Consider the following 24,048-nt stretch of genomic DNA (forward strand, 5'->3'; position numbering starts at 1 on the left):
CTCTCGAGGCGGTTCGTACGACCGCTATCCAAACCCTTTTCTTCATAATTTACGAGTCATGTACTGACATGGGGGCAACCGGCGACGACGTGGGCGACACCCAGGAAGCGATCATGCACGCGACCTATCGGGCGCTCTGTAAACACGGCTATGCGAATCTGACGATGCAGACGATCGCCGACGAGTTCGACAAGACCAAAGGCGTCATCCACTACCACTACGACACCAAAGAGGACTTGCTCGTCGCATTTCTCGAGTATCTGCTGGAGTCCTTCGAGCAGAGTTTGGCGGCTATCGAGGGCGAAACGCCTCTCGAGCGCCTCGAGGCGTTCGTCGACGCGTTGCTGTTTGGACCGCCCGATCGCGGCCAGTTCGACCACTGGGAGCTCACGATCGCACTGCTGGAGGTTCGCTCCGAGGCCCCCTACAACGCCGAGTTCCGCAGACAGTTGAGCCGGAACTACGAAACGATCGAGGCGACGGTCGTCGCCATCGTCGAGGACGGCATCGAACAGGGGCAGTTTCGCCAAAATGTCGACCCCGAACAGGTCGCGGTCTTGCTGATGACGACGATCAACGGTGCGCGGATGTACCAGGTCTCGCTCGATCGCGACGACGTTGCCGACATCGTCAGAACCGCGCTCGAGGCGGTCGTTCGGGAGTGGCTCTGCGCCGACGCCCCCACGGACGAGTAGGCGGTCTCTGCGTCGATGTCCCCACGGACGAGTAGGCGGTTTCCGACATCGCCGCCGGACGGCGGATTCCAGATCAACGGAGGGAAACGCTTCGAGTCCCAACGAGGGATGATGGAGATCCGATTTTGCGGCGGCGCTCGAGAGATCGGACGGAGCGCGCTCGTAATCGATGAAACGTTGCTGGTCGATTTCGGGATGGACTCGGGCAACCCGCCGTCGTTTCCGGTCGGCGATGTCTCCCCGGCGGCCGTCGTCGTCAGCCACGGCCATCTGGACCACGTCGGGACGCTGCCGGCGTTGGTGTCGGGTGACGCGCGGCCGTCGGTACACTGGACGCCACCGACGCGGGATCTGGCGATGGTGTTGGCGCGGGATACGCTGACGCTACACGGCGGGAGCTACGATTGTCCGTTCACCGAGACCGAACTCGCTCGTCTCACGCAGGTTTCCGAACCCCACGGTTACGAGGAGTCGTTCGAGGCCGCAGGCTACGAGATCACGTTCTACGACGCGGGGCACATCCCTGGTAGCGCCCACGTCCTGATCGACGACGGGGAGACGCGCTTGCTCTACACCGGCGACTTTCACACCGAAGACCAGCGCCTCGTCGCCGGAACGACCGCCCGCCCCGACGCCGACGCCGTCATCTGTGAAAGCACCTACGCCGACACGACTCGTCCGCCCCGCGAGGCGATCGAAACCGCGTTCGTCGAAAGCCTCGAGGAGACGCTCTGGGAGGGCGGGACGGTCGTCGTCCCCGCGTTCGCGATCGGGCGCACCCAGGAGATGCTGGCGCTGTGTGGCGAGGCCGATCTCGAGTGTTACGTCGACGGGATGGGGACGCGTGTAACGGAGATCCTACTTCGAGAGGCGAACCAGCCGTTCCTGCGCGACGCGGACGCCCTGCGACGGGCGGCGGGCCACGCCCGCTTCGTCGACGGTCGGGACGGCCAACGCGAGCGCATCGCCGAGCAAAACACCGTCATCGTCACCACCAGTGGGATGCTCCACGGCGGTCCCGCGATGACCTACGTGCCGGCGATCGCCGACCACCCGACCAACAAGATCGCCATGACGGGCTATCAGGTCGACGGGACGCCCGGACGGGATCTCATCGAGACCGGGAGCGCCGAACTCGGCGACCGGGTGCACTCGGTCAGCGCGCAGGTCGAACAGTACGACTTCTCGGCCCACGCGGATCGAGACGGCTTGCTCGCGTTTCTCGAGTCCTATCGCGACAGCGAGATCCTCGTCGATCACGGCGATCGATGTGAGGCGTTCGCGGCCGACCTGCGCGAGGACGGATTCGAGGCGTTTGCCCCCGAACTGGGTACGCAGTATTCGGTTGCGTAGTGTCTACGCGTCTCGAAAGCGACACCTTACCGGTCGATCGGCGTCAGCACGTTCGTCTCGCCGATCGGATAGGACCGCACGTCGCCCCACTTGGTATCGGCGATCTCGTACTCGCGATCGCCCTCGAGAATCTCGCGGACGCCGTCGCGAAGCTTCTCGAGGACGGCGAGGTCGTCGCCCGTGATCGGCTCGTTGTGGCTGGTGAGCAGCGTGTCGAACGCGCCCGCATCGCGAAGATCCACGAGCGTCGCGAACGTATCGACGTAGGCCTCGAGGTCGCCGCCCTCGAACATGACGTAGAGGTCGCGATCGACGTGGAGGACGTCGCCGCCGTAGAGCACACCTGTTGCCGGATCCAGGACGCCGATCTGTCCGGGGGCGTGGCCCGGCAGTGGGTATAGCTCGAGCGTGCGATCGCCGATATCGATCCCCTCCTCGACCGGCGCGGGTGTGGCCTCGAACGACTCGAGTTCGTAGCCGTCGGGATCGAACCCGTCGGGGAGGTCGTAGCCGGCCTCGAGCCACCGCCTGAGGAAGGCGGCCGCTGCGTCCTCGAACTCGTCGGTGAGCGTATCGACGGCGACGCGGCCGTCTGCCGGCAGTTCTGGCTGGCCGACGAGCACGTCGTCGAACTGCGACGCGGCCCCGATGTGGTCCCAGTGAGTGTGTGACAGGACCATCGTCACCGGCGTCTCGACCAGTTCGGTCGTCAGGCCGTACAGGTCGCCGACGCCCGCACCGGCGTCGACCACGACCGATCTGTCTTCGCCCTCGAAAAGCACCATCCCGTAGCCGCCGGCTTCGTCGATGTGATACGTGCGATCGGCCACCTGCTCGATGTCGTACCAGTCGTCGGTCGCGTTCATACCCTCGAGTCCGCGTGAAGCATCTTAAATCGCCGGCTCGAGACACAGCGGCTCGAACGACTGTCGGTCGACAGCCTCGATTACTACGACTCGAACAGTCAAGTACAGCGGCTGCGTATGGTCACTCGTGTTTATCGATCCCGAGCGTCTCGAGGATCGCCTGCACGAGGAGTTCGACGGCTCGAGAGGCGAGGCTCGCGTGGTCGTTCGGCAGGCGGTCGACCTCGCGGATTCCAGTCAGTACGAGGCACACGTCGGCGCGCCGTTGACGACCGACGTGATTCTCGAGGAACTCGCGGACGCTCCGAGTGGAACGCCGGCGGATCGGTGGAACTGGTGGATCGGCTCGCTCGAGTTGGCTTACGGGGAGTACGAGCGGTTCGGGATCCGTCAGTACAGGAAGTAACACGGTGGACGTTCGCCTCGCTACTGCTGTCCCGACACAGCCGCCGCGCCCTCGACACTCTCGAGTGGACCCCGGTGGCGATATCATAGCCCAATTCCGACGCGGCTCCTTTCGGAAACGAAACAACTTTTATCCGTTCCTGACCAATGAGTCAGCTAGTGACCGATTCGGACGTTCGTGAAACGATCATGGCTGCGACCTACGACGCACTCTGTGAGCAGGGTTACAGTGATCTCACGGCCCAGGACATCGCCGACCGGACCGACAAGAGCAAGGCGTCGTTGTTCTACCACTACGACTCCAAAGCGGACTTGCTGGCTGACTTCGTCGCGTATCTCCTCGAGTGGTTCGACGATCGCATCGCCGCAACCGAGTCGTTGCCGCCGGTCGAACGGTTGGCGCTGGCGATCGACTGGTTTCTCTACGGCTCGACGAACGACGACCGCGAGTCGGTCCACGCCGCGCTGTTGGAGCTCCGGACACAAGCACCGCACAACGAGCAGTACCGCGACCAACTTCGCGAGAGCGACGACCGTCTTCGGGCGTCGCTCGAGGGCATCCTCGCGGACGGCATCGACGCCGGCCAGTTCGTCGATCACGACACCGGGCAAACGGCAACGTTGCTCCTGGCGGCAGTCGACGGCGCGCGAACCCGACAGATCACGCTCGACCGCGAGCAGTACCTCGCGGACGTTCGCTCGGCGATTCTCGAACAGATCGTCGATGACCTCCTCGCAGCGGACGTGGAGAATCCGGCGGCCCACTCTCCGCCATCGGCACCCGTCGTCGACCATCCGATTTGGGACGTACCGATCGACGACCGACAACACGATCACGACGACACCGATGGCTGAACGACACCGGCGACGGCGTCGTCCCCTCCAACTCAAGGTATGAGCGAACCCACCTCCACGAACGAGCAACGAAACGCACCCGATCACCACGTTTCGGCCCTTTCCCCGCCGGTTCGAACGATCGCAGTGGAGTCGATCCCGCCACAGGACCGATCGCTTTCCGTCTCACTGTGTCGGGTTGCCGGCGAGTTCGGTAGCGCCGCCGACTCGTCGCCACGACGGACCGATCGCATCCTCGAGCCGGTGACCGATGCCGTCGCCGTCTTCGAGGGGTACGTTCGGATCCGATGTGAGCTACTGACCGGCGATCGGTACGACCGTCCTGGGTCCCGTGATGTCGCCGTCCTGGCGAGTGACTCTCTGCATGCAACCGCCTACACGATGGTCGCCGACGCTCCGATCGCGGACCGGCGGATCCTCGACCTGTATCGCGTTCTGACCGAGGGATCCTCGACAGTTTCGGGGGCCTTTCAAGGCCGCTCGAGCGACGACGGCGAGCCGACGGGAATCGTGACACCCCGACCCGCCACTGTCCTCGCCGGTATCGCAGCCGATCTCGGCGCAACCGCTGTCGGGGTGCCCGCCGAGCAGCGAACGGCACTCACACGGTATAGCCGGTCGCTCGTAGCCGCACTGACGCTCCACCCGTCCCCGACTGACGCCCTCACCGAGACAGTCGTCCACCTTCTCGAGGGTCGCGACGAGTCCCATGCGACGGTCGATCGTGAGCGAGCCACCACCGACGGGACCCCGGTCGAAACAACGTCGATCGAGACACACCTCGAGCGGGCGCGGACCGCGCTGTCCTCGCTCGAGGTCGTCGACCGGAACGATCGTCGCGACGGCGTCCAGTCGCCGAGTGCCCGTCTCGAGAGGGCAACACGGATTCCGTTCGAGGACGTAGTGGCCGACGATGGCTGACGTTACGCGACCGATCTGGCCGGCGTACCTGTTGACGGTGTTCGTCGGCGGTCTCGGACACTGTTATCTTGGCCAGTGGAAACGCGGGGTGGCCTGGTTCGTGCTGTACCTGCTGTCGCTTGCGTTTCTGTCTGCCCGGACGCTGTCGGGTGCGTTCGATCTCAGCGAGCCGTTTTTCGTCACCGCGTTGCAGTTCGAGTCGGTCGACTATGTCGACGTCGCCATCCCGCTTGCGGTGCTTTTGGTCTGTCTGCTCGACGTTTACCTCGTCGGGCTGGCTAAACGAACCGACGCGCCGATCGCTCCGGAGGAATCGCACTCGAACGGTTCGTAGCGACGACGGTTACCCGTCTGTAAGCCAGGCATCGATCGCACCTGCCTGTGCGCCGCGGCGGTGAATCGTGCCGTCGGCGACATCGACGACGGTGCTTTCGGTGCCCGGGGTCTCCCCGGCGTCGATGACGGTGGCTTCGTCGCGGACTCGGTGGCCGATTTCCTCGACCCTGCAAGCGCTCGGCTCGCCGCTTACGTTCGCACTGGTCGCGGTGATCGGGCGCTCCAGACGCTCGAGCAACGCGAGTGCGGGCTCACAGTCCGGCACCCGGACGCCGACCCGGTCGCGACCGGCCGTCAGTACGTCGGGAACTGGATCGCGTCGCTCACAGAGCACCGTCACGGGGCCCGGCAGAAATTCCTCGGCGAACGCACGCTCCCGATCGGTCGCGCGGACGTATCCCGCCTCGAGTGCCGTCTCGAACGTCGGGACGGCAAGTGAGACGGGCTTCGATCGATCCCGTCCCTTACACTCGAAGACGTGCTCGACGGCTGCAGGATCGAGCGCGTCGGCTCCCAGCCCGTAGACCGTCTCGGTCGGGTAGACGACTAACTCGCCAGCCCGGATCGCTTCGACTGCACGCTCGAGAGCCTCGTCCATGGTCGGCAGTCGCGGCCTCACGGGCAAAAGCGTACCGTCGTCGGTCGATCGTCCTCGAGTGCCGTGATCGATCGTTGATCTCACTCACTCGTATACTCTTCCCGACAGGTATGGACCGCCACGTGATCGACCTCGACGGCCACGTCCTCCTCGGTGACGTGCAATCGGGCCTGGGTTCCGCCCGTGCGTGTTACCGGCCAGCTATCGGGCGCTCGAGGGTCGCCGTCGACCGTCGCCGCGACCTCGAAGGTCGCGTACTCGTTCGAGACGGCGAGCTCGGGTCGCTCGGTGACATCGATTTCGTCGTCGGGCTCGACCTCGACGCCGGCTTCCTCGAAGATCGTGTTGTCAGCTTCGTCGCGAACGACGATGTCGACGACGACCGGCTCGTCGGTCTCGTTGACCACCTCGAGATCGTTCGTCCCCGGCCAGGTCGGCGTCGTCTCCTCGAACCGGAGTTTCGATGTCGCTTCCTCGCGTTCGATCTCCCACTCGTAGTAGTCGCCGTCGTTCTCGACGACGGATGTCGGCGCGACGGCGTGGGGAAACCAGAGTTCGTCGTCGGTCTCGTAGCCGTCGTTCTCGAGTGCCCGTTGGGCTTCGGCCTGGGGTTCGTCCGGCAGCATCGAATACGGAATAATGTAGTCGTCACACTGCTCGAAGTTGGGATCGAGGTCGTCGCCGCCGTCGGTGGGCGAGGATCCCGTTCGCTCGAGTTCACCGAGACAGCCGGCAGCGATTGCGGAAACGATACCGCAGGCACCGCCGAGAAACCGTCGCCGATTCATGTCAGCTAAAACCTCTCAATTATCCCTCAATAAACCTACGCGTTGGATCGGTGTCTCACCGAGCGGATACGACGAGTTCGGAGCTACTCGTCGATTCAGCCGACGGAGCCGTTCCATCACACGTTGGCGGCGGCTTTTTGCCTCCGGGGACTGTGCCCGAAGACATGTTCCCCGATAGCTCTCGCCCGGAAACGGATCAGGACGACCAGTGGAAAGAGCGGATAGACGCCCTCGAGCGAGGACAGACGCGACTCGAAAACACGCTCCGCGGACTCGGCCGAGAACTGGATTTCTCGATCGGCTGTCTTTGTCCGAATTGTGAGAACTCCCTCATGATACGGTCCAACGGCGAGATGTACTGTCCGCGGTGTCGTAACCGGACCGGACTGTAACTGACTCTCGGGCACTATTGCTCTCCGTTCAATATACAACTCCCTCTACAGCGTGCGTTCGTCCGTTCGGCTCGGCTGCCATACGCCATTTCCGGCGTGAACGCGACTCCTCCTGGATCGTTATAATACGCCGATACAGCCTGTCTAGCAGGTTGTCGGTCTTCACTCGATCAGAATTGTGTTACTTGGGCAATCTGCACAATACTTATGGTGTCTCCTCTCCAAACCAGTATTGTATGTCAACCAAAAATCCGGGGTCAGTGGCGTTCGATTACGAGTGGTCCTATTTGCCGCGAGCGACGGTATTGTTCGGCATTTTTGCCGTTGTCGCCGTGATTGGCTGGCTCGTAACGGTCCTCCTCACGGCGATCCACCTATTCGCGATTCCAGCAATACCGCCCGACGCGCCGGTCCAGGGAAGCATCGACGTGATCACGAGTCAGTGGGCCTACGTCTTCGGCATCCCGCTCGCGACACTTGGCGGGTTCTACTATCTGACGACGATCGGGCTCGCGCTGTGGTGGTTCGATACGCGTCACCCGCTACTCATCAAGATCCTGACGCCGATTACGGCGAGCGGCGTGGCGTTCTCGGCGTACTTCGTCTACCTGCAACTGGGCGTCATCGGCGAGATCTGCCCGTTCTGTATGGTGTCTGCCGGCGCGACGGTCGTCCTGTTCGCCCTCGAGTTGGCGATCCTTCGTGCGAGCGAGACGCCATCGCTGTCGGCCATGACCGGCGATTTCGGCTCGCTTCTCGAGGAGACGACCGCGCCATTGATCGTCTTCCCGGTGTTGATCGGACTGGTCACACTCGCGGGCCTGTTCGCGGTACCGTTGCTGCCGCTTCCCGATCCGGTCCCCTTCGTCTAACGCATCGAACAGGGACGTAGCGCCCTCGTGGTCTGCTCATTCTCCGTCCTCGCTGCGACCGCTCCCGACGGTCGACTCGGCAACGACTCGCGAGGATCAGCCGGCAGCCATCTCGCGACAACTTTCGACGCAGTCGGGGAGCACCTCCGCACAGACCTGTGCGGCCTCGAGACAGTTGTCGATACACTCCTGTATGTGGCCGTCCGCGTGCTCGAGTTGTTCGAGTGCCATAGCAGGTTGATGTCGCTCGGGGGAAAGAAACTCCGAGTGGCGAGTGCAAGGACGGCTACCGATCTCGCTCGGTCTCCTCGCGTGTGGACGGTTCTGACTCTCGACCGGACGCGTCCGACGCCCACGGATCGGAATCTCGAGACTGGGACTCCTGGCGCTTCGACGAGACGGGATCCTGGTGCTCGCCGGTGGCTGGTTCCTGTCGCGGCTCGGTACTAGGTCGATGATCCGTGGGGGACGTGGGCTGACGATCGTCCGGAGACGACGCTTGGCTGCCGCGACCGGGCTGGTCAGCCGACGCCGTCGGATCCGCATGTTCGTGCTCGGGCAGCAACGCGGGATCGGTGACCGGCTCCGTCTCGGGAGACGCCGGATCGCCGTGGGCGTCGTCCGACGTCGGCGAGACGCCGGGCACGTCGACTGTCTGTAGTGCGCGACGGACGACATCGGTCGCGTCGACCCCCTCGACGGTCGCTTCAGTCGTCAACACGAGCCGGTGGGCCATCGTCGGGATCGCAAGCCGTTTGATGTCGATGGGGGTAACGTACGATCGGCCGTCGATAACTGCCCCGGCGCGGGCGGCCTCGAAGACCCGTTGGACGCCGCGGGGTGAGACGCCGATCTCGACTCGCTCGTCTTCGCGTGTTGCCCGCGCGAGATCGACGATGTACCGTCTGAGGTCGCGTTCGACCGAGATGCCTTCGGTAACGGCCTGGAGGATGTCGACCGTCTCGGGCGTCACGACCGGCTCGACGCTCGGCGAGAGGGTCCGGCGGGTAGCGCGGCGCTCGAGCAACCCCATTTCGCCCTCGATGTCGGGGTAGCCAAGCGAGGTTTTGACGCTGAAGCGATCGCGCTGGGCTTCGGGCAGCCGGAAGGTGCCGTCCTGTTCGATCGGGTTCTGGGTGGCGATCACGATAAACGGCGTCGGTAGCTCGTGGGTTTCGCCGTCGACGCTGACCTGTCGTTCCTCCATCGCCTCGAGCAGGGCGGCCTGGGTCTTCGGCGGCGCGCGATTGATCTCGTCGGCCAGTACGACGTTTGTAAAGACCGGTCCCTCGGCGAAGGCGAACTCGCCGGCGTGTTCGTCGTAGACCATCGAGCCCGTCACGTCCGCGGGTAGCAAATCGGGTGTAAACTGGATGCGGGTGAACTCGAGGCCCATCGCTTCGGCGAGGACGCGTGCGGTGACGGTCTTGCCCGTTCCCGGAACGTCCTCCAAGAGGACGTGTCCGCGAGCGAGTACGGCGGCGACGATCGCCTGCAGGACATCGTCGTCGACGATCGCGGCGTCCTCGACCCGATCGACGATGTGCTCGACGGCGTCGGCAGCCTCGGCGGGTGCCACGGTCGGCTCGTCCATACACGACAGTGACGCTAGACGATTAAGTACCCTCGGCCTTCGTCGACGGCGGGCGCTCCTCGAGCGTGGTCGACCCCCAGATTCGAGTTACGATGGCGCGGGCGGATGGCGCGCCGAGTCGATCCAGAAGTCTTCGATCGCCTGGGCCATCGAGGAGAACTCGTCGGGGCTGTCGGGTTTCGTGAGGTAGGCGTTTGCCGCGCGCTCGTAACTCTCGACGATATCTTCCTCGGTGTTCGAACTCGAGAGGACGAGCACCGGCGGTGGCGGATAGTCGAGTTCCTCGCTCAACCTGTCGAGCAGGGTGAACCCGTCTACCCGAGGCAGGTTGAGATCCAGGAGGATCAGATCGGGACGCGTCCCCGGATCGTCGTCCTGGCACACCTGCAGGTACGAGGTCGCTTCTTCCCCGTCGGGGACGGTGTGGAACCGTACCTCGGTGTTGGTCGCCTTGAACGCCTCTTGGGCGAGACGGGCGTCCCCGCGGTTGTCTTCGACGAGCAGGATGTCGACCGGCTCGTCGGGTGTATGGTCAGTCATAGGATTCACTAGCAACGTCTCGAGACAGCCGCCTAAGAGTGGTCCCTACACACGTTGCCATCGAGATATCCACTGCCGTCGTCTCGAGGGTGGCGTGTCCCGCTCACCCGCGCAGCGGGAGCAACACCAGCAGCGTGCCGACCCCGACCGCGAGCAACCCAGCCGTCCCGCCGACCCCACCGAAGACGCCGGTTCGAACGATCTCGAGGCCGAGCGCCAGCACCACCGCGCTGATCGCCAGTCCCGTCGAGAGCACGCCGTGGACCAACTCGAGGCGTCGACTCGCCGGCATGTGTCCGAGCTCGGCGGTGACACCGAGGCCGAACGTCGAGACGTCCCAGACCAACACTGCGCCAGCGAGACACGCGAACACGAAGATGGGATGACTCGCGCTCAGACCGATCGCCGCGAGGACGAGCCCCGCGGCGGTCAGGGCGGGCCCAGCGGCGCGGGCGGGAACGAGCCCGATCGCGATACTGACGACGAGTCCGCCGAACACGAGCAGAAACGCGAACGGTCCGAACAGGAGGACGACGCCCGCTACCAGCGGGGCGAGCCCGGCAAGCAGTGCACCCGGCGCTGGCGTCCCAAGCATCGCGCCGACGAACACCACCGCGACGACGAGGACGCCCGCGCCGACCAGCGACGCGCCGACGAGAATCGCGACGCTCCAGGTGCTCCCCTCGCCACCGAGCTGTTGCGCTCCCTGTCGAACGGTCGCCGAAGCGACGCCGACGGCGACGACGAGCAATCCTGCACCGACCAACGGCCAGATGACGACCGGCGAGGACAGCCAGCGGAGACCGACCTCGAGCGGCCCCACGAGTGCCACGAGCTGGCCGAAGAGCCCGGTCACCCAGAGCGTCGCGATCAGCAGTATCGTCCCAATCGAGCCGACGAAACAGCCGGCGAGCACGCGCCGGAGCGTCGCGAGTCGCTCGTCGACCCGCTCGCGGCGGGATCGGGGTGTCAACTGTCGGATCGGTACCAGCCACAGGCCGAGTAGCACGCACAGGGTGACCCCGGCGAGGACGACGAGCAGACCGACGAGGGAGGCCGCCGGAGTCGACGCCGTAGTGACGAGCCCGAGCATCGCCCAGGCGAGTGCCACGATGGCAGCCCCCAGTCCGACGAACAGCAACGAGACTAACAGGGAGCCGTAGGTGAGCGCACAGCCCGCAGTCGCTCGTAGCAGACCGTCGCTGTCGACGTCGGCCCAGGCCATCCCGAGGCCCAACAGCGAAAACGCGACGCCGACGACGACGAGGCCGACCCGGCCGAAGACGGGCCCGATCACGACGAGCAAGGCGAACGCGGAGCCGAAGGTCACGATGAACGCGTAGCCGACGGCCTGGGGGACGAACCCGGTGCGCTCGAGGAGGCCGATTCCCGCGACCGTCAGTCCGGCGACAGTCCCGAGGACGGTCACCAGCGACGGCTCGCCGATCGCAACGCCCCCGGCGACGGCGAGTGCGACGACGACGAGCGTCGCGATCGCGAGACTCGCCGCTCGTGGCCGTCCCTCGTCGCCGATCGCGGATGGCCGGTCGAGACGCGGGCCGGCAAGCGACATCTACGTCCCACCTCCGGAGCCAGCACCGAGTCGCCCGCTCGAGCGAAGGGCTTCGACGCGGAAGGCGTAGGCGACGATGAGGTCCAGCGGCGTCCCCCGCCGCCAGTCGACCGCCCGGGCGCCGAATCTTTGACAGCGCGCGAGCCGGGTTCGTCGCCGCGTCTGTTCGTACTGGCCGCTGACCGTATTCGACGGGACGACATCCGGCGAGAGGGCGACGACCGGCAGATCGGCCGCGCGCCAGGTTTCGATCGTCTCGAGCGCTCGGTCGTCGAGCAGCGGCGAGAACAGCGCGAGCTGACTTCGCTGGTCGACGAGTTCGATCAGCTTTCGAGACTGCGATCGAGTCCGCTCGCTATCCGCGAGTGGGCGACCGTTCGCGAGCGAATCGAGTGCCGACTCGTCGTCAGTTGACGGTGGCTGTTCCCCTCGAGGGGGTCCACGGCCCCGCTCCTCTCGGGGAGATCCACGGCCGTCTCCGGTCGGTGATTCGTCGGGGTTGCCCGACCGAGGCCCGCCCAAGTGCCAGTTCGGCGCCTGAATCGACGATGTCTGGGGCTTTCGTCGGTCACCGTCGTCGTCAACCGGCTCGTCGAATTCGGTTGCGGATCGGAGTAATTCGAATGCGCGCGAGCGGTGGTCCCGTCCCTGCCCGGGCGCGAGCCACGCGAGGCCGGCCGGCCCGTCGCCGTCGACACCGAGGACCGCGAGACCGACGTCGTGGCCGTGGCCGAGCAGGTCGGTCAGCGCTCGGGTCGCCGCGTAGGCCGATAGCTCGACGGCGGTTGGCTGGCCGGGGCCGGCGACGACGCGGTTGGGCGCGCGTGCGTCGACGACGAGGACGACCGTCGCCGCGACCTGTCGCTCGTAGGCCACCGTCGCGAGCGTGCCGCGTTTGGCGTACTGTCGCCAGTCGATCCGGTCGGCGGGATCGTCCGGCCGGTACTCCCGCGTCGAGTGGAAGGCGATGCCCTCGCCGGCGCGATCGGTCGTCAACTGACCGACTCGGCCGCGACCGCGGTCCTCGAGCGGCGGTGCGTCGGCGTCGAGTCGACAGTGCAGCGCTCGGTCGCCGGCCGGCGAGAGTCTCGCCGTCGCGACCGCGCCAGCAGCCAGGCCACGACAGCGAATCTGGACGTCTTCGAATTCGTACTCGCCGCGTCTGGCGACGACGAGATACTCGAGGTGAACCGTCTCGCCGGGCTCGAGCGTCGTGCCGGCCCGTGGCGACCCCTCGAGGACGGCCAGGGCCTCGGGGACGCCGTCGACGATGCGAACGTCGGCGAGCGTCCGATCGCCATCATTGCGGACGGTGAGGCCGACGGTAACTGGCTGGCCGGGCGGCGCCGGCGACGGCACGATTGTCCGGCTGACGACGATGTCGTCGGGAACGGTCGCGGTCGAAAGCGAGCCGTAGGCGACGTAGGCGAGGGGGACGATCGCCCCCAGCAACAGGACGCCGTTGCCGTCGACGAGGCCGGCCGCCACGAGGAGGATCGTCGCGGCGACGGCACCCCGAAACCGTCGCTGCCGGCCGATCTCGAGGACATCGATTGTCCTGGCATCGTCCGCGCTCGCCTCGAGCGGTGCCGACGACTGCGATCCGTTCGCGTCGGTCGCTGCCGACTCGGTGTCTTCGGCGGGAGGCCCATCACTCGCCTGACCGGCGCCGGTCGTCCGGTCGTCGTGGCCGGCCATCAGCGATGCCGTCGGTGGTTGCGGCCCGCGAGCGGTCGCGTGTGGATCGGCGGCCCGCTGGAGGCGGCCGTCCGCGCCCCGGGTGAGCTCCTCGAGTCGGGGTTGGACGACGGGGACGGTTCGGGGCGCGGTCTGTCCCGGGACGGCGGGGAGGGCGCCGTTTGCGGCCGCGGCGACCGCGTTCACGGCGCGACGCGTCCGATCCCGAACGACCCGTTCGGGAAACAGCCACGCCCGAACGCGCTCCCGGAGCGGTCGGTCCGGCCCGCGACGGTCCGCCTCGAGGACGCTCGCGGCGACGGGATCGTCGATCCAGGTGCCCGTTTCGAGGCGCTCGGCGATCGCATCGGGCGTCTCTCCGCCCTGGACGAGCGCGTCGGTGAGTGCCTCCCGGAGCGCCGGCCGGACGACCGCGAGGCCGTCGTCGACGGTCCCCTCGAGGCGGGCTCGTTCGCCCGCTTGCTCGACGAGATCCGCGAGGGCGTCGCTCGAGAGGGGCTGGTCGTCGGGTGTGCGTTCGGGCGCCGGATTCGCGAACTGCTCGTCGTTCGCCCAGGGGACCGCCGGCGTCTCGCCGTCGCCCTCGAGACGCCCCCAGATCTTCCAGACCAGCGCCACGAGCGCTCCGAGTGCGATCAGGGCAGCCACTGCCGTCCCAGCAGCCGACGGCGGGCCGGCGGGTTGGCCGCCGAGTGCGAGCAGGCTTCCGATGGTAACGAACGCGAGGCCGGTGCCGACGGCGGCGAGCAAGTGCCAGCGACTCACGATCGGTCCACCTCCGAGACCGTCTCGTCGTCCGCGGACGATTCGTCCGGGGGCACCGTCTCGCCGGTTGCGGACCGCTCGTCCGGAAGCGACGCTTCGCCCGTTCCTGTCGGTTCCCCAGCCGCGGCTGACGCCCCTGGCGCCGACGCCGAATCCATCGCCGCCGTCGCGCGCTGCTCGGTCGGTGGCCCCGCCTCGAGGGCGTCCGCGACTCTCGCGTAGGCGTCCATTGCCTGCTCGCGGGCCTCGCGCGACGGTTCTCGATCGCCGTACTCGAGTTCCCGAAAGAGCGTCGTCAACTCAGCCATTGGTACCGGGGGAACCCCCGCCTCGATCGCCCGGCGTTCGATCTCGGCCGGGGCGCTGGTTCGCCACTCCCGCGGCGCGACCGTGCTCGCGACGAATCGCCAGACGGATCGAACGGAGGAAAAGTCGTCACCGTCGCTCGAGTCGAGTGTCGACGCCGAGTCCGACGGCGCGGTCGTGGTGCTCGTGTCGGCCACCGATGTCTCTTCGGCCGAGCGGGCGGCGAGCACGCCGACGACCCCGACGACGAGGACACCGGCTGTGAGCAGCCCGCCGGCGGGGCCGCCGAGAGCGTAGCCGACGCCGACGAGCGAGACGGCACCGACCAGCCCGCCGAGTCCGACGAGGAGCCGACTCGAGTGGCCGGTGAGTGCGCCCAGACCGCGGCGACAACCCGCAAGCGTCCGTCGCGGGAGCACGCCGAGCCAGCCCGCGAGTCGGCGAGCCAGCCCCGACACGGACCGCGGTAGCGACCGGAGCCAGGCGGCCAGTCCGCCACCGGCCGCCCACGCGCGGTCGACCACGGCCTCGAGCACGCCGACGACGACCAGCGTGTGGCCGAGGAGCCACTCGACCGTCCGCCCGAAGACGCCCCGTACGGAGGGACGTTCAGTGACGCCCGCTCGAGGGTCGAGCTCTCGGCTCGAGCGGGCGGCCGCGAGTGCGAGCGCACCGACGGTCCCCACGCCCAGTACGAGGAGTCCGCCGGCGGCTCCGTAGAACGCTTCGGCGATCAGCGCGGCGAGGACAGCCGTTGCGACGCCGAGGACGATCGTCGGCCCCCGGCGGCCGTGGGTCCGGTAGGCGACGCCGGCGGTGACGAACACGAGCATCGAAATCGCGGTGACGGGGCCGCCGTAGGCCCCGACGAGCGTCGTCCTCGCCGTCTGATCGCCCGTACCGACTGTTATCGGCGCAGTCGGATCGAGCGGCAGCGTTATCGGGGCCGTGCCGTCGTCGTCGGTCGTCCCGCGATAGTCGCCGTCGACGGTGACCGTCGCGTCGTCGGCCCCGTCGTCGGCCAGCTCCGCGACGACGGTCCCGTCGCTGCCGGGAATCGGCGCGATGGCGTCCGCACGGAGCGTCGCCTCGAGCAGGCGGACCTCGAGCGTCGTCGTGCCGTCGAACTCCCCCCGGGAGACCGCAAGCTCGAGTTCTTCGGTGCCGTCGTCGGGGACCGTCACGGACGCCTCGCCGTCCCGATCGGTTTCCGCGACTCGATCGCCGTCGACCGAGACGTCCGCGGCTGCCATCGGAACACCGTCGATATGGGCCTCGAGGTCGATGGCCGAACCGGGATCGGGGGCGCCGTCGACGACGATCGATACCTCGCCGTCGACCTCGTAGGCGGCGGTCGCGTTCGTCGCGTCGTCGGATTGGACGGTGCTCAACTGGGCAGCCAGCGATCGGTGCTGCCCCGTCACGCGGTGTCGACGCGAGTGCTCGAGGCTCGATTCGGTCGTCGCGATCGACGCGTCGATGCTTCTGACCGCCGTCTGGATGCTGCCGACCGATCCGGGGGCGGTCAGGCCCGCCGACTCGAACCCGTCGAGTGTCTCCGTCGCCGCCCGACACTCGCCGCCCTCGCCGGTCGCGACGCGGACCTCGAGGTCCGACTCGTAGGGGACCTCGCCGGTCACCTGGCCGCGCTCGTCGGTGACGCCGACGCCGCGGTCGTTGAACCAGACGCGGGCGTCGGTCACGGGTTCGCGTTCGTGGTGAATCGTCGCCGTGACGTCGTCGCCCGGCGTCGGACCGGCGTCGAGTTGGATCGTACAGGCCGTTTCGCCGTCGATCGAGTCCTCCGTAGGGGTTTCGGTCCAGCCGAGCCACTCGAGGAGATCGAACCAGTCGAACGTCGGCTCGGTGCCCTCGCCCGCGTCGCCTTCACCGTCGCCCGGCGTGTCGACGGTGTTCGATGGGCCATCCGATTCGTCGGTGCCGACAACCGCCGGCGCGACGAACGCCGCGAGTACGACCGCGAGGGCGGCGACGGCCACCAGCGACACCTGCCGGTAGTCGATCCCGGCACTCGAGGCCTCGACGGCGGCATCGTCGGACATTCTGGACACTCCGTTTGTCGGTCGACGAACGCTCCGGTCGCAGGTCGGACCGAGCAGTTGACTGCGGAGGGCCGACCGACCTGTCGTTCTGCCTGGATATGAGAGCCACCGGACCAAGAAGCTATCCACGTTCGATTGCATCGAGAACGACCGCGGGTGGGAAACCGACTTGCGTTCGACTTCTTTTCCCGCGCGGCCGGTACAAATATCTCGACGATCGTGTCTCCCAAAAACCTTTAGCGGATGGGTAGTGTGCGTGATACGGACCGTTGTAGTTCTTTACCGGTGATCACCCGGACGGGGTCGGTGATCACCGGTAAAACGCTACAACAATCCGTATGAGTCCAGGATGGACCTCGCTGTGCGCTGGCTGTCGCGACACCACCGACGGCGGGTGGTCGAATGATCGCGACGGACAATTTCACGAAACGATACGGTGATGTCGTCGCACTCGAGGGTCTCGACCTCGAGGTGCCGGCGGGTGGGCCCTGGCTGGCGTCGCGTACCTCCTCGCGAGCGGCCGCTCGAGGGATTACCTCGATCTCGCCGTCCCCACGACCTGGGACGTGCGGTATCTCGCGATCGGGCTCGCGGCGTCGGTAGCCGTCTATAACCGGATTCAACCCAGCAGTGCAGGTTTGGACCGCCACTAGTGGCTTCCCAAGCCTGCACTGCTGGGTCGAACCAGTTGGCGGGTGTCGGTTCGACCCAGCAGTCGACGCTTGGGAGGGTACTAGGCCGGCTGCTCGAGGACGACGGCGTCCTGGCGCGCCCAGATGGCGATACCCATGGTGAGCAGTATCCCGCCGGAGGCCACGAGTACCGGTTGGTAGCCGACGACGGCAGCGGCAAGCGGGAAGATAGCCGGGCCGGCGGCTTCGCCGGTGTGGATGAAACTCGTTCGGAGACTCACCGCACCGCCACGAAATCGACCGGGGGTAAACGAGCTCACGGCCGTGTTCATCGACGGAATTGCCAGGCCGGAACCAACGCCGAACACCACGACGGCGCCCACGATCGAGAGCACCGACCCACTGTGCAACACCGCGCCGATGGCCGCGAGGCTGACGCCGTAGATCGCGAGTCCCGCACCGATCAGTTCGACATTCGTGGCGTACCTCGAGAGCCGGCCGTTCTGTGAGGCGACGATCCCCGACGTGACCGAGGCACCGGTGAGGACGAGGCCGATTTCCGATGAGGAGAGGCCGTACTGTTCGTCTAACAGCAGGGGCATCAGCGTCAGCAGTGCACCGAAGACGGTCACGAAGATGACGAACGTCGCCCCGTAGAGTACGAACGAGTCCCGCAGCGAGACGGATGCAGCGGCGTCGCGGACGTACTCGAGGCCGCCGGCGTCGTTTTTCGCCACGTCGGGCTCCTCGAGTGTCCACAGCGCGACCAGCCCGAGAACGACACCGAGCGCGAACAGCACGAACGGGATGTTCCAGGCGATACCGGCGAGGACGCCCCCGACGACCGGGAAGATCGAGGTCCCGACCGAGAGGATCGTGCTGTTGATCCCCATGATCGAGTTTCGCTGCATGCCGTCCCAGTAGTCGCCGATGAGCGCGACCGCAAGCGTCGTCAAGCCGCTACCACCGACGCCCTGGAGGAATCGCAGGAGCAACAGGCTAGAAAACGAGTCGACCAGGGCGATCGCCGTCCCGGCGGCCCCGTAGACGAACAGACACGGGAGCAAGACGGGCCGGCGACCGAACCGGTCGGCCAGTACGCCGACGATTGGTGCCAGCACGATCCCTGGCAGCGCAAACACAGTGATGACGAGACCCACCTCTGCGCTCGTCACGTCGAACGTCTCGCGAATGACCGGTAGAATCGGTGCGATGAGCGACACCCCCATCACGGCGACGACCATCGTCGCCAGGATAACCTGCAGCGTCGACGATCGCCAGGGAATCGAACCGTCTCGGTCGTCGGTGCTCGGTTCTTGCATGGTTACGCTCGAGTCGTGATCCTGTCGTGTAACCGCCGCTGGAGAATCGACCCGTACCGCCCCGTTTCGTATTGCTCGACGCGACCGATACGTGTCGCCGTGATTCTCGATTGACGGCGTCAGTGCAATGGGACTGTGTTACGACAACAATACACACGTTGTGTGATAAACGGTCCGGAACCGGCATCCGGCGCGGCGACGCCGCTCGAGACGAGTTCGCGTTACCGAGGCGACGGTGAGTACCGAACGCTCGAGCAGGGTTCCGGGTTCCATACACCTATCAGGATCGTGTTTGAGGGTCGGATATGGGATCGCGGTTCTGGCGGATCGTCACCGCAGTGACGGTGTGGCACATCGCTGCCAGCGTCTGTTACTATGCGGTGTATGCCGGAACGCCGCTGTTTCGCGACGCGTTCTCACTGTCGGGATTCGAGATCGGACTCGTCATCACGTCGCTGACGCTCGGCTACGCGCTGTTTTTGTTGCCGTTCGGGATCGCGACGGATCGGTTCGGCGAGCGCCGCACGTTGACCGGAGGGTTGGTCGGACTATCACTCGGCGTATTCGCCGTGGCGATCGCCCCGACGTACTGGCTCCTGTTGGTGGCCGTCTTCTTGCTGGGATCGATGTACGGCAGTGCAACGCCGGGGACGAACAAAGCGATCTTCGATCAGGTCGAACCGGACCGACACCACCGTGCGATCGGCATCAAGCAGATCGGGCCGACGATGGGCAGCGCCATCGGCGCGGTTCTCGTCACCGGGCTCGCCGGTCTCGTGTTCTGGCAGTTCGGCTTTCTCCTCGCGACGGCGATCGGACTCGTCGTCGCTGGCGGCTTCGTCTACGCCTATCGTGATGTCGACGAGGCCGAGGCCGCCTCTCCGGACTTTCGCAGATTGTTGTCGAACCGGGCTTACGTCGTCCTGTTGCTCGCCGGCGTCTGTCTCGGCGCCGCCTTCTACACGACGACCGGCTACACCGTCCTCTTCGTCGACGAATCGGTCGGCGCGACCGTCGCGACGGGCGGACTCGTGCTCGCGGCGCTCCAGCTCTCGAGCAGCGTCGGCAAGGTCGTCGTCGGCACGCTGGCGGATCTCCTTCCCGGGCCAGCGAGGGTGCGGACGGGCGGGCTGTTGGTCGTACAGGCGTTCGGCGGCGGTGTGCTGTTCGTCGTCCTCCCGTTCGCCGAGACGCCGCTGACGGCGGGCGCGGCGTTCGTCGCGCTCGGTGCGCTGATTATCGGATCGACCGGACTCTACTACTCCTGCATTTCGACGCTCGTTCCCGACGACGAGCTCGGCGCGGCATCCGCCGCCGGGCAACTGGCCGTGACCGTCAGCGGACTGTTTGCACCGCCGACGTTCGGATTGCTCGTGGACACGAGCGGCTACGGTGCCGCGTGGGGATTCCTCGGCGCGCTGTCGTTTCTGGCCGCGGGATTCGCGTTACTCGTGGTGGTCGACATCGTGTAAACGACCTCGGGCGCGGTGGCCCGAGGCTTTTTAGACTGGAGTTCGCCCGAACCGAGACGCAAGCAGACGCGTGTCCGAGCTATTTCAGCCCGCTCGGTGACGATGTCCCATGACCAACGTTGCGATCACCGGCGCCTCCGGTGACGTCGGTCGAGCAGTGATCGACGCCTTCGCCGACCGAGACGAGACGCTCGAGCTGTTCTCCCACAGCGAGACCGACGACCTGGAGACGAGGCCGATCGAAATCGCCGACCGTGAGACGGTCGTCGACGCCCTCGAGGGCCAGGATATCCTGATCCACCTCGCGGCGAATCCCGATCCCCGCGCCGAGTGGGACGCGGTGTCAGGCCCGAATATCGACGGGCTGTACAACGTCTACGCGGCCGCGATCGAGAATGACCTCGAGCGGGTTATCTTCGCGAGTTCGAATCACGCGGTGAACATGGCAAACGTCGTCTCGGCGATCCGCCCGGAGTCGACGGTCGGCCAACCCGACGTGGTTCGGCCGGACGATCCGCCGAACCCCGACACCTACTACGGCGTCACGAAGGTCTTCGGCGAGGCGATGGGGGCCTACTACGCGAACCGCCACGGCATCGATGTCGTCAACCTGCGGATCGGCTGGCTGCTCACTGACGCCGAACTTCGGGAGGTGTGTGCCGACCGCGACGCCGCCGGCGAGCGCTACGCTCGTGCGATGTGGCTCAGCCCCGACGATTGCGGCCGGTTGTTCGAAGCCGCCGTCACGGCGGCGCTCGCGTCGAATCCGACGGTCGCCCACGGCATCTCGGAAAACAGCGAGCGCTTCCTCTCGCTCTCGGAGACGATGCTCGAACTCGGCTATCGGCCCAAAGACGACGCTACCGCGGTGCTCGAGGAGTGATGGAGACCGACCGAGAAACCGGATGGAACGGCACGATCCGACCGTATCGACGCCGTCGAACCCCGCGGTCGACGCCCTCAGCGTATCGAAAGACCGAAGATCGATTCGTTCCAAGTGAAACGTATGTCCACCAAGGTGTCGGAATCGACGGGCTACGTTCCGAACCTGCAGATGTCCGCGTTCGGCTACGTCATGGCGGCGGTGCTCGTCATTATCATGTTGCCACTGTTGCCAGTTATCGCGGTCGCCTGGGTTATCTGGCGCGTGTTTTTTACGGAGGAGCAACTCGAGTCGAGTTACCAGAACTGGCGCGACGATCCGAACCGGTTGCGCCCCGTGTTGCCGGTCGAGGCCGAAGAAGCAGACGAGGAAGCCGAAGCCGCGGCCTGATACAGCGTACAAATTGTCGGCTGACTGATGCGGACCGTTGTAATTCTTTACCGGTGATCACCCGGACGGGGTCGGTGATCACCGGTAAAACGCTACAACAATCCGTATGAATCGGCCGTTGGGACAGTACCGAGACTGATCAATCGTCGACGCTCGCTTCCTGGCGACCGGTCGGCGACTCGCCCTCGAGGCCGTCCCGATCGTGGGGAGCGTCGAACGCGAGGTCGGGTCCGCGGGCGACGATTCGGTGTGGGTTGACGTCCGGATGAGTCGTGTAGTAGTGTTCTGTGATGTGGTCCATGTTCACCGTGTCGGCGACGCCCGGCGTCTGGTAGAGGTCCCGAAGGTACGGCCAGAGATTCGCGTACTCGCGGACGTACTGCACGTTACACATGAAGTGAGTGTGATAGACGTTGTCGAAGCGAACCAGCGTCGTGAACATCGCGATGTCGGCTTCCGTGAATCGGTCGCCCGCGAGATACCGCTGGTCTGCGAGAACGTCGTCCCAGTGATCCAGCGCCGCAAAGAGGTCGTCGACGGCCGCGTCGTAGGGCTCCTGTTCCGTCGCGAATCCGGCCCGATAGACGCCGTTGTTGATCGGTTCGTAGATCGTATCGAGGATGTCATCGATCTCCTCGCGACGGTCCTCGGGGGCCAGGTCGATGTCGTTTTCCGCGAGGTCGTCGAACGCCGTGGCGAGCATTCGCATGATCTCTCTCGACTCGTTGTTGACGATGGTCTCTTCCTCGCGATCCCACAGCACCGGGACCGAGACGCGGCCAGTCACGTCCGGATCAGCCGCGACGTACACCTCTCGCAGGTAGTCGGCCTCGAGGATCGGATCGGCCGTACAGCCTTCCTTCTCCGGCGTGAACTGCCAGCCGTCCTCGTCGCGGTAGGGATCGACCACCGAGACGGAGATGGCGTCCTCGAGCCCGAGCAGCGCTCGCGTCACCAGCGTTCGGTGGGCCCACGGACACGCATAGGAGACGTAGAGGTGGTAGCGACCGGCCTCGGGCTGGAATCGGGCGTCGGGATCGTCCCGAATCCAGTCCCGAAACGTCGTCTCCTGGCGCTCGAACGAGCCGTCGTCGTCGGTGTACTCCCCGGCGTCAGTTCGCCACTCGCCGTCGACGAGCATGTTCATACCAGTCGTAAGACTCGAGGACACAAAGATCCCAGCTAACGGTCGAGTCACCACGGGGTGGACACGACCCTCGCGGCCGCCAGCCGAGAGCCCAGTCCCGTCGGTGATCGAGGGACGTGGATTTAAGCGACCGGGGCGAGCACTCGCCCAGTAGATGCCAGACGAGGATCGCCACCGCCAGAGTCGGCTGTTCACCGACGACGACGGTGGGTTCGACGCCGAGCGCGCTCGAGAGCAGTCGCTGCCGGTCGAGGACGGCGAGGTGGTAGACACGGACGAACTCGCCGACCACCAACACTACGTCGAAGGACGGGGGATCTACGACGAGCGAAACCGGGTCAACGATCTGACGGGCAAGGAGTGGAAGTTCGCGACGAAGTCCGTGATCGCTCAGGGGTATCCCCCCGCGGTGCAACACGAGCTCCGGAGCGAACACGGCGGGCAGAAACCGCCGCGGCTCTGTGCCGAGTTGATCGGCCGGTTCAGTACGGCCGGCGACACCGTCCTCGACCCCTTCGCGGGCGTCGGGGGCACCTTGCTCGGCGCGAGTTTCTGTGAACACGAGGGGACGGGACTGCGTGAGGCGATCGGCTTCGAACAAAACGACCGCTGGATCGACATCTACGAGGAAGTCCTCGAGCGGGAGAATGCGGACCGACGAGAACGCGGCGAGCCACCATTGGCCGCCCAGGAGCTGCGCCACGGCGACTGTGCCGAGCTGATCGACGATCTTGAGGCCGACAGCGTCGATCTCCTGCTGACGGACGTCCCCTACTGGCACATGGACGAACTCGAGCAGACGCGAAACGAGCGGGCGACTCGCGAGAGTAAGCTCGGCTCGTTCGACACCGTTGACGACACTGATCTCGCCGGCGGCGATGCCGACGACGCTGCCGACGGCGACGTGACCGATTCGGTCGCGAGCGAACCAACCGACGAAGCGCCGACCCAGACGAAAGCCGAGTGGCTCGCGGAGATGGCCGACAAGTTCGACCGATTCACCGACGCCGTTTCCCCCGACGGCCACGTCGTCGTCTTCATCGGCGACATGTATCGCGATCAGTCCTACGAGTTCCTCTCGGCCGATCTGGCTCGCGCTCTCGAGTCCGAGACCTCGCTTACCCTCGCCGCGAATCTGATCTGGTACGATCCGTCGAAGGACCTCCACGTCTACGGCTACCCGTTTTCGTTCGTCCCGTCGATGGTTCATCAGAACGTCCTCGTCTTCCGCGTTGCCGACGCCGAGTGAGCGTCGTCGGCGCTGCCGTCTCGTCTGACACACGTCATCAGTGCGTCTGACGCTCTGACTGGCGTCGTTCGGACGTCTGACGCGGTTTTATGCCACCTCCTCGTGATGAATCGAGTGGCGCGGACGAACGGCGATCAACCCCCATCCACCCCCGTCCGCGCGCGGCATCCCGCCGCTCCCGTTTCCACCGATGCGGTGATCGAGTACACGATACCAGTTGACGGACTGCTCAAGTCCGTCGATACCGCTACGTTCTGTCTTGGGTCACCAGGTTCGTACGAAACGACCTTGTTGAAATCCTCGATTGGTGATGATTTTCAGCATTCGTACTGA

General features: G+C 65.9%; 21 protein-coding genes and 3 pseudogenes. 12 read left to right on the plus strand and 12 right to left on the minus strand.

Translation table 11 applies throughout. The features are described from left to right. Positions 1–68 precede the first annotated feature (68 nt). Together D8Y22_RS08850 and D8Y22_RS08855 are read left to right on the plus strand one after the other, a co-directional pair. Positions 69–695 (plus strand): TetR/AcrR family transcriptional regulator, encoded by a 627-nt coding sequence (locus D8Y22_RS08850; RefSeq protein ID WP_141464342.1) that lies wholly within the window; start codon positions 69–71, stop codon positions 693–695. A 111-nt stretch (positions 696–806) separates the two neighbouring features. Continuing rightward, positions 807–2,048, plus strand: coding sequence for an MBL fold metallo-hydrolase (locus D8Y22_RS08855; RefSeq protein WP_141464504.1), 1,242 nt, complete (start codon positions 807–809; stop codon positions 2,046–2,048). 26 nt (positions 2,049–2,074) lie between these two features. Here D8Y22_RS08855 and D8Y22_RS08860 read toward each other — a convergent pair whose 3' ends face one another. After that, positions 2,075–2,914, minus strand: a complete 840-nt coding sequence (locus D8Y22_RS08860; protein ID WP_141464343.1) for an MBL fold metallo-hydrolase — start codon at positions 2,912–2,914, stop codon at positions 2,075–2,077. A gap of 127 nt (positions 2,915–3,041) precedes the next feature. On the opposite strand from D8Y22_RS08860, the gene D8Y22_RS08865 reads away from it, so the two are divergent. The 4 genes from D8Y22_RS08865 to D8Y22_RS08880 all read left to right on the plus strand — a co-directional run bounded on the left by D8Y22_RS08865 (position 3,042) and on the right by D8Y22_RS08880 (position 5,429). Continuing rightward, a complete protein-coding gene (locus D8Y22_RS08865) occupies positions 3,042–3,320 on the plus strand; it encodes a hypothetical protein (protein WP_141464344.1) in 279 nt (92 codons plus the stop codon). Positions 3,321–3,478: 158 nt separating this feature from the next. Then, positions 3,479–4,174, plus strand: a complete 696-nt coding sequence (locus D8Y22_RS08870) for a TetR/AcrR family transcriptional regulator (RefSeq protein WP_141464345.1) — start codon at positions 3,479–3,481, stop codon at positions 4,172–4,174. A 39-nt stretch (positions 4,175–4,213) separates the two neighbouring features. Continuing rightward, a complete protein-coding gene (locus D8Y22_RS08875) occupies positions 4,214–5,095 on the plus strand; it encodes a hypothetical protein (protein ID WP_141464346.1) in 882 nt (293 codons plus the stop codon). After that, positions 5,088–5,429 carry a hypothetical protein gene (locus tag D8Y22_RS08880; protein ID WP_141464347.1) on the plus strand — a complete coding sequence of 114 codons (342 nt, stop codon included), beginning with the start codon at positions 5,088–5,090 and terminating at the stop codon, positions 5,427–5,429. The genes D8Y22_RS08875 and D8Y22_RS08880 overlap by 8 nt, the downstream gene beginning before the upstream one ends. Before the next feature lie 9 nt (positions 5,430–5,438). Here D8Y22_RS08880 and D8Y22_RS08885 read toward each other — a convergent pair whose 3' ends face one another. Together D8Y22_RS08885 and D8Y22_RS08890 are read right to left on the minus strand one after the other, a co-directional pair. Further along, on the minus strand, positions 5,439–6,029 hold the full coding sequence (locus tag D8Y22_RS08885; RefSeq protein ID WP_141464348.1) for an L-threonylcarbamoyladenylate synthase: 591 nt from the start codon (positions 6,027–6,029) through the stop codon (positions 5,439–5,441). An 80-nt stretch (positions 6,030–6,109) separates the two neighbouring features. Further along, the gene (locus tag D8Y22_RS08890) at positions 6,110–6,817 is read right to left on the minus strand and encodes a hypothetical protein (RefSeq protein WP_141464349.1); all 708 of its coding nucleotides are present in this window, start codon (positions 6,815–6,817) and stop codon (positions 6,110–6,112) included. Between the two features lie 628 nt (positions 6,818–7,445). Between D8Y22_RS08890 and D8Y22_RS08895 the strand changes: the two genes are divergently transcribed. Beyond that, positions 7,446–8,081 carry a vitamin K epoxide reductase family protein gene (locus tag D8Y22_RS08895; protein ID WP_141464350.1) on the plus strand — a complete coding sequence of 212 codons (636 nt, stop codon included), beginning with the start codon at positions 7,446–7,448 and terminating at the stop codon, positions 8,079–8,081. 105 nt (positions 8,082–8,186) lie between these two features. Here D8Y22_RS08895 and D8Y22_RS23135 read toward each other — a convergent pair. The 7 genes and pseudogenes from D8Y22_RS23135 to D8Y22_RS08920 form a co-directional block, all read right to left on the minus strand. Continuing rightward, a pseudogene (locus D8Y22_RS23135) lies at positions 8,187–8,312 on the minus strand (four-helix bundle copper-binding protein); the annotation flags it as partial. A gap of 55 nt (positions 8,313–8,367) precedes the next feature. Next, on the minus strand, positions 8,368–9,675 hold the full coding sequence (locus D8Y22_RS08900; protein WP_141464351.1) for an AAA family ATPase: 1,308 nt from the start codon (positions 9,673–9,675) through the stop codon (positions 8,368–8,370). Positions 9,676–9,762: 87 nt separating this feature from the next. Beyond that, positions 9,763–10,215 (minus strand): response regulator, encoded by a 453-nt coding sequence (locus D8Y22_RS08905; protein WP_141464352.1) that lies wholly within the window; start codon positions 10,213–10,215, stop codon positions 9,763–9,765. A gap of 103 nt (positions 10,216–10,318) precedes the next feature. Beyond that, a complete protein-coding gene (locus D8Y22_RS08910; protein WP_141464353.1) occupies positions 10,319–11,788 on the minus strand; it encodes a hypothetical protein in 1,470 nt (489 codons plus the stop codon). Between the two features lie 588 nt (positions 11,789–12,376). Beyond that, a pseudogene (locus D8Y22_RS23500) lies at positions 12,377–13,327 on the minus strand (DUF58 domain-containing protein); the annotation flags it as partial. A gap of 357 nt (positions 13,328–13,684) precedes the next feature. Then, a pseudogene (locus D8Y22_RS23505) lies at positions 13,685–14,251 on the minus strand (DUF7269 family protein); the annotation flags it as partial. Next, positions 14,248–16,620, minus strand: coding sequence for a DUF4129 domain-containing protein (locus D8Y22_RS08920; RefSeq protein WP_141464354.1), 2,373 nt, complete (start codon positions 16,618–16,620; stop codon positions 14,248–14,250). The gene D8Y22_RS08920 and the pseudogene D8Y22_RS23505, both read right to left, overlap by 4 nt. 402 nt (positions 16,621–17,022) lie before the next feature. Here D8Y22_RS08920 and D8Y22_RS08925 point away from each other — a divergent pair, with 402 nt between their 5' ends. Then, positions 17,023–17,223: a hypothetical protein gene (locus D8Y22_RS08925; RefSeq protein ID WP_141464355.1), complete on the plus strand. Its 201-nt coding sequence runs from the start codon at positions 17,023–17,025 to the stop codon at positions 17,221–17,223. 130 nt (positions 17,224–17,353) lie between these two features. On the opposite strand, the gene D8Y22_RS08930 is transcribed toward D8Y22_RS08925, so the two are convergent. Beyond that, on the minus strand, positions 17,354–18,574 hold the full coding sequence (locus D8Y22_RS08930; protein WP_141464356.1) for an MFS transporter: 1,221 nt from the start codon (positions 18,572–18,574) through the stop codon (positions 17,354–17,356). Positions 18,575–18,879: 305 nt separating this feature from the next. Between D8Y22_RS08930 and D8Y22_RS08935 the strand changes: the two genes are divergently transcribed. From D8Y22_RS08935 to D8Y22_RS08945, 3 genes are all read left to right on the plus strand, one after another. Further along, on the plus strand, positions 18,880–20,046 hold the full coding sequence (locus tag D8Y22_RS08935) for an MFS transporter (RefSeq protein WP_141464357.1): 1,167 nt from the start codon (positions 18,880–18,882) through the stop codon (positions 20,044–20,046). Between the two features lie 109 nt (positions 20,047–20,155). Beyond that, complete coding sequence (locus tag D8Y22_RS08940; RefSeq protein ID WP_141464358.1) at positions 20,156–20,929, plus strand: NAD-dependent epimerase/dehydratase family protein; 774 nt, start codon at positions 20,156–20,158, stop codon at positions 20,927–20,929. 123 nt (positions 20,930–21,052) lie between these two features. Continuing rightward, positions 21,053–21,319, plus strand: coding sequence for a DUF7535 family protein (locus tag D8Y22_RS08945; RefSeq protein WP_141464359.1), 267 nt, complete (start codon positions 21,053–21,055; stop codon positions 21,317–21,319). A gap of 139 nt (positions 21,320–21,458) precedes the next feature. On the opposite strand, the gene D8Y22_RS08950 is transcribed toward D8Y22_RS08945, so the two are convergent. Then, entirely contained in the window at positions 21,459–22,466 is a 1,008-nt protein-coding gene (locus tag D8Y22_RS08950) for a glutathione S-transferase family protein (RefSeq protein ID WP_141464360.1), read from the minus strand. Between the two features lie 154 nt (positions 22,467–22,620). Here D8Y22_RS08950 and D8Y22_RS08955 point away from each other — a divergent pair, with 154 nt between their 5' ends. Beyond that, positions 22,621–23,715 (plus strand): DNA methyltransferase, encoded by a 1,095-nt coding sequence (locus D8Y22_RS08955; protein WP_141464361.1) that lies wholly within the window; start codon positions 22,621–22,623, stop codon positions 23,713–23,715. Positions 23,716–24,048 lie beyond the last annotated feature (333 nt).

It is taken from the genome of Salinadaptatus halalkaliphilus (assembly GCF_006543045.1).
Lineage (GTDB): Archaea > Halobacteriota > Halobacteria > Halobacteriales > Natrialbaceae > Salinadaptatus > Salinadaptatus halalkaliphilus.

Coding starts and splice junctions, on each gene's coding strand:
- D8Y22_RS08895 (WP_141464350.1), top strand. CDS start 7,446: ATGTCAACCAAAAATCCGGGGTCAGTGGCGTTCGATTACGAGTGGTCC.
- D8Y22_RS08930 (WP_141464356.1), bottom strand. CDS start 18,574: ATGCAAGAACCGAGCACCGACGACCGAGACGGTTCGATTCCCTGGCGA.
- D8Y22_RS08920 (WP_141464354.1), bottom strand. CDS start 16,620: ATGTCCGACGATGCCGCCGTCGAGGCCTCGAGTGCCGGGATCGACTAC.
- D8Y22_RS08900 (WP_141464351.1), bottom strand. CDS start 9,675: ATGGACGAGCCGACCGTGGCACCCGCCGAGGCTGCCGACGCCGTCGAG.
- D8Y22_RS08860 (WP_141464343.1), bottom strand. CDS start 2,914: ATGAACGCGACCGACGACTGGTACGACATCGAGCAGGTGGCCGATCGC.
- D8Y22_RS08910 (WP_141464353.1), bottom strand. CDS start 11,788: ATGTCGCTTGCCGGCCCGCGTCTCGACCGGCCATCCGCGATCGGCGAC.
- D8Y22_RS08955 (WP_141464361.1), top strand. CDS start 22,621: ATGCCAGACGAGGATCGCCACCGCCAGAGTCGGCTGTTCACCGACGAC.
- D8Y22_RS08890 (WP_141464349.1), bottom strand. CDS start 6,817: ATGAATCGGCGACGGTTTCTCGGCGGTGCCTGCGGTATCGTTTCCGCA.
- D8Y22_RS08880 (WP_141464347.1), top strand. CDS start 5,088: ATGGCTGACGTTACGCGACCGATCTGGCCGGCGTACCTGTTGACGGTG.
- D8Y22_RS08850 (WP_141464342.1), top strand. CDS start 69: ATGGGGGCAACCGGCGACGACGTGGGCGACACCCAGGAAGCGATCATG.
- D8Y22_RS08945 (WP_141464359.1), top strand. CDS start 21,053: ATGTCCACCAAGGTGTCGGAATCGACGGGCTACGTTCCGAACCTGCAG.
- D8Y22_RS08905 (WP_141464352.1), bottom strand. CDS start 10,215: ATGACTGACCATACACCCGACGAGCCGGTCGACATCCTGCTCGTCGAA.
- D8Y22_RS08855 (WP_141464504.1), top strand. CDS start 807: ATGGAGATCCGATTTTGCGGCGGCGCTCGAGAGATCGGACGGAGCGCG.
- D8Y22_RS08885 (WP_141464348.1), bottom strand. CDS start 6,029: ATGGACGAGGCTCTCGAGCGTGCAGTCGAAGCGATCCGGGCTGGCGAG.
- D8Y22_RS08940 (WP_141464358.1), top strand. CDS start 20,156: ATGACCAACGTTGCGATCACCGGCGCCTCCGGTGACGTCGGTCGAGCA.
- D8Y22_RS08925 (WP_141464355.1), top strand. CDS start 17,023: ATGATCGCGACGGACAATTTCACGAAACGATACGGTGATGTCGTCGCA.
- D8Y22_RS08935 (WP_141464357.1), top strand. CDS start 18,880: ATGGGATCGCGGTTCTGGCGGATCGTCACCGCAGTGACGGTGTGGCAC.
- D8Y22_RS08950 (WP_141464360.1), bottom strand. CDS start 22,466: ATGAACATGCTCGTCGACGGCGAGTGGCGAACTGACGCCGGGGAGTAC.
- D8Y22_RS08875 (WP_141464346.1), top strand. CDS start 4,214: ATGAGCGAACCCACCTCCACGAACGAGCAACGAAACGCACCCGATCAC.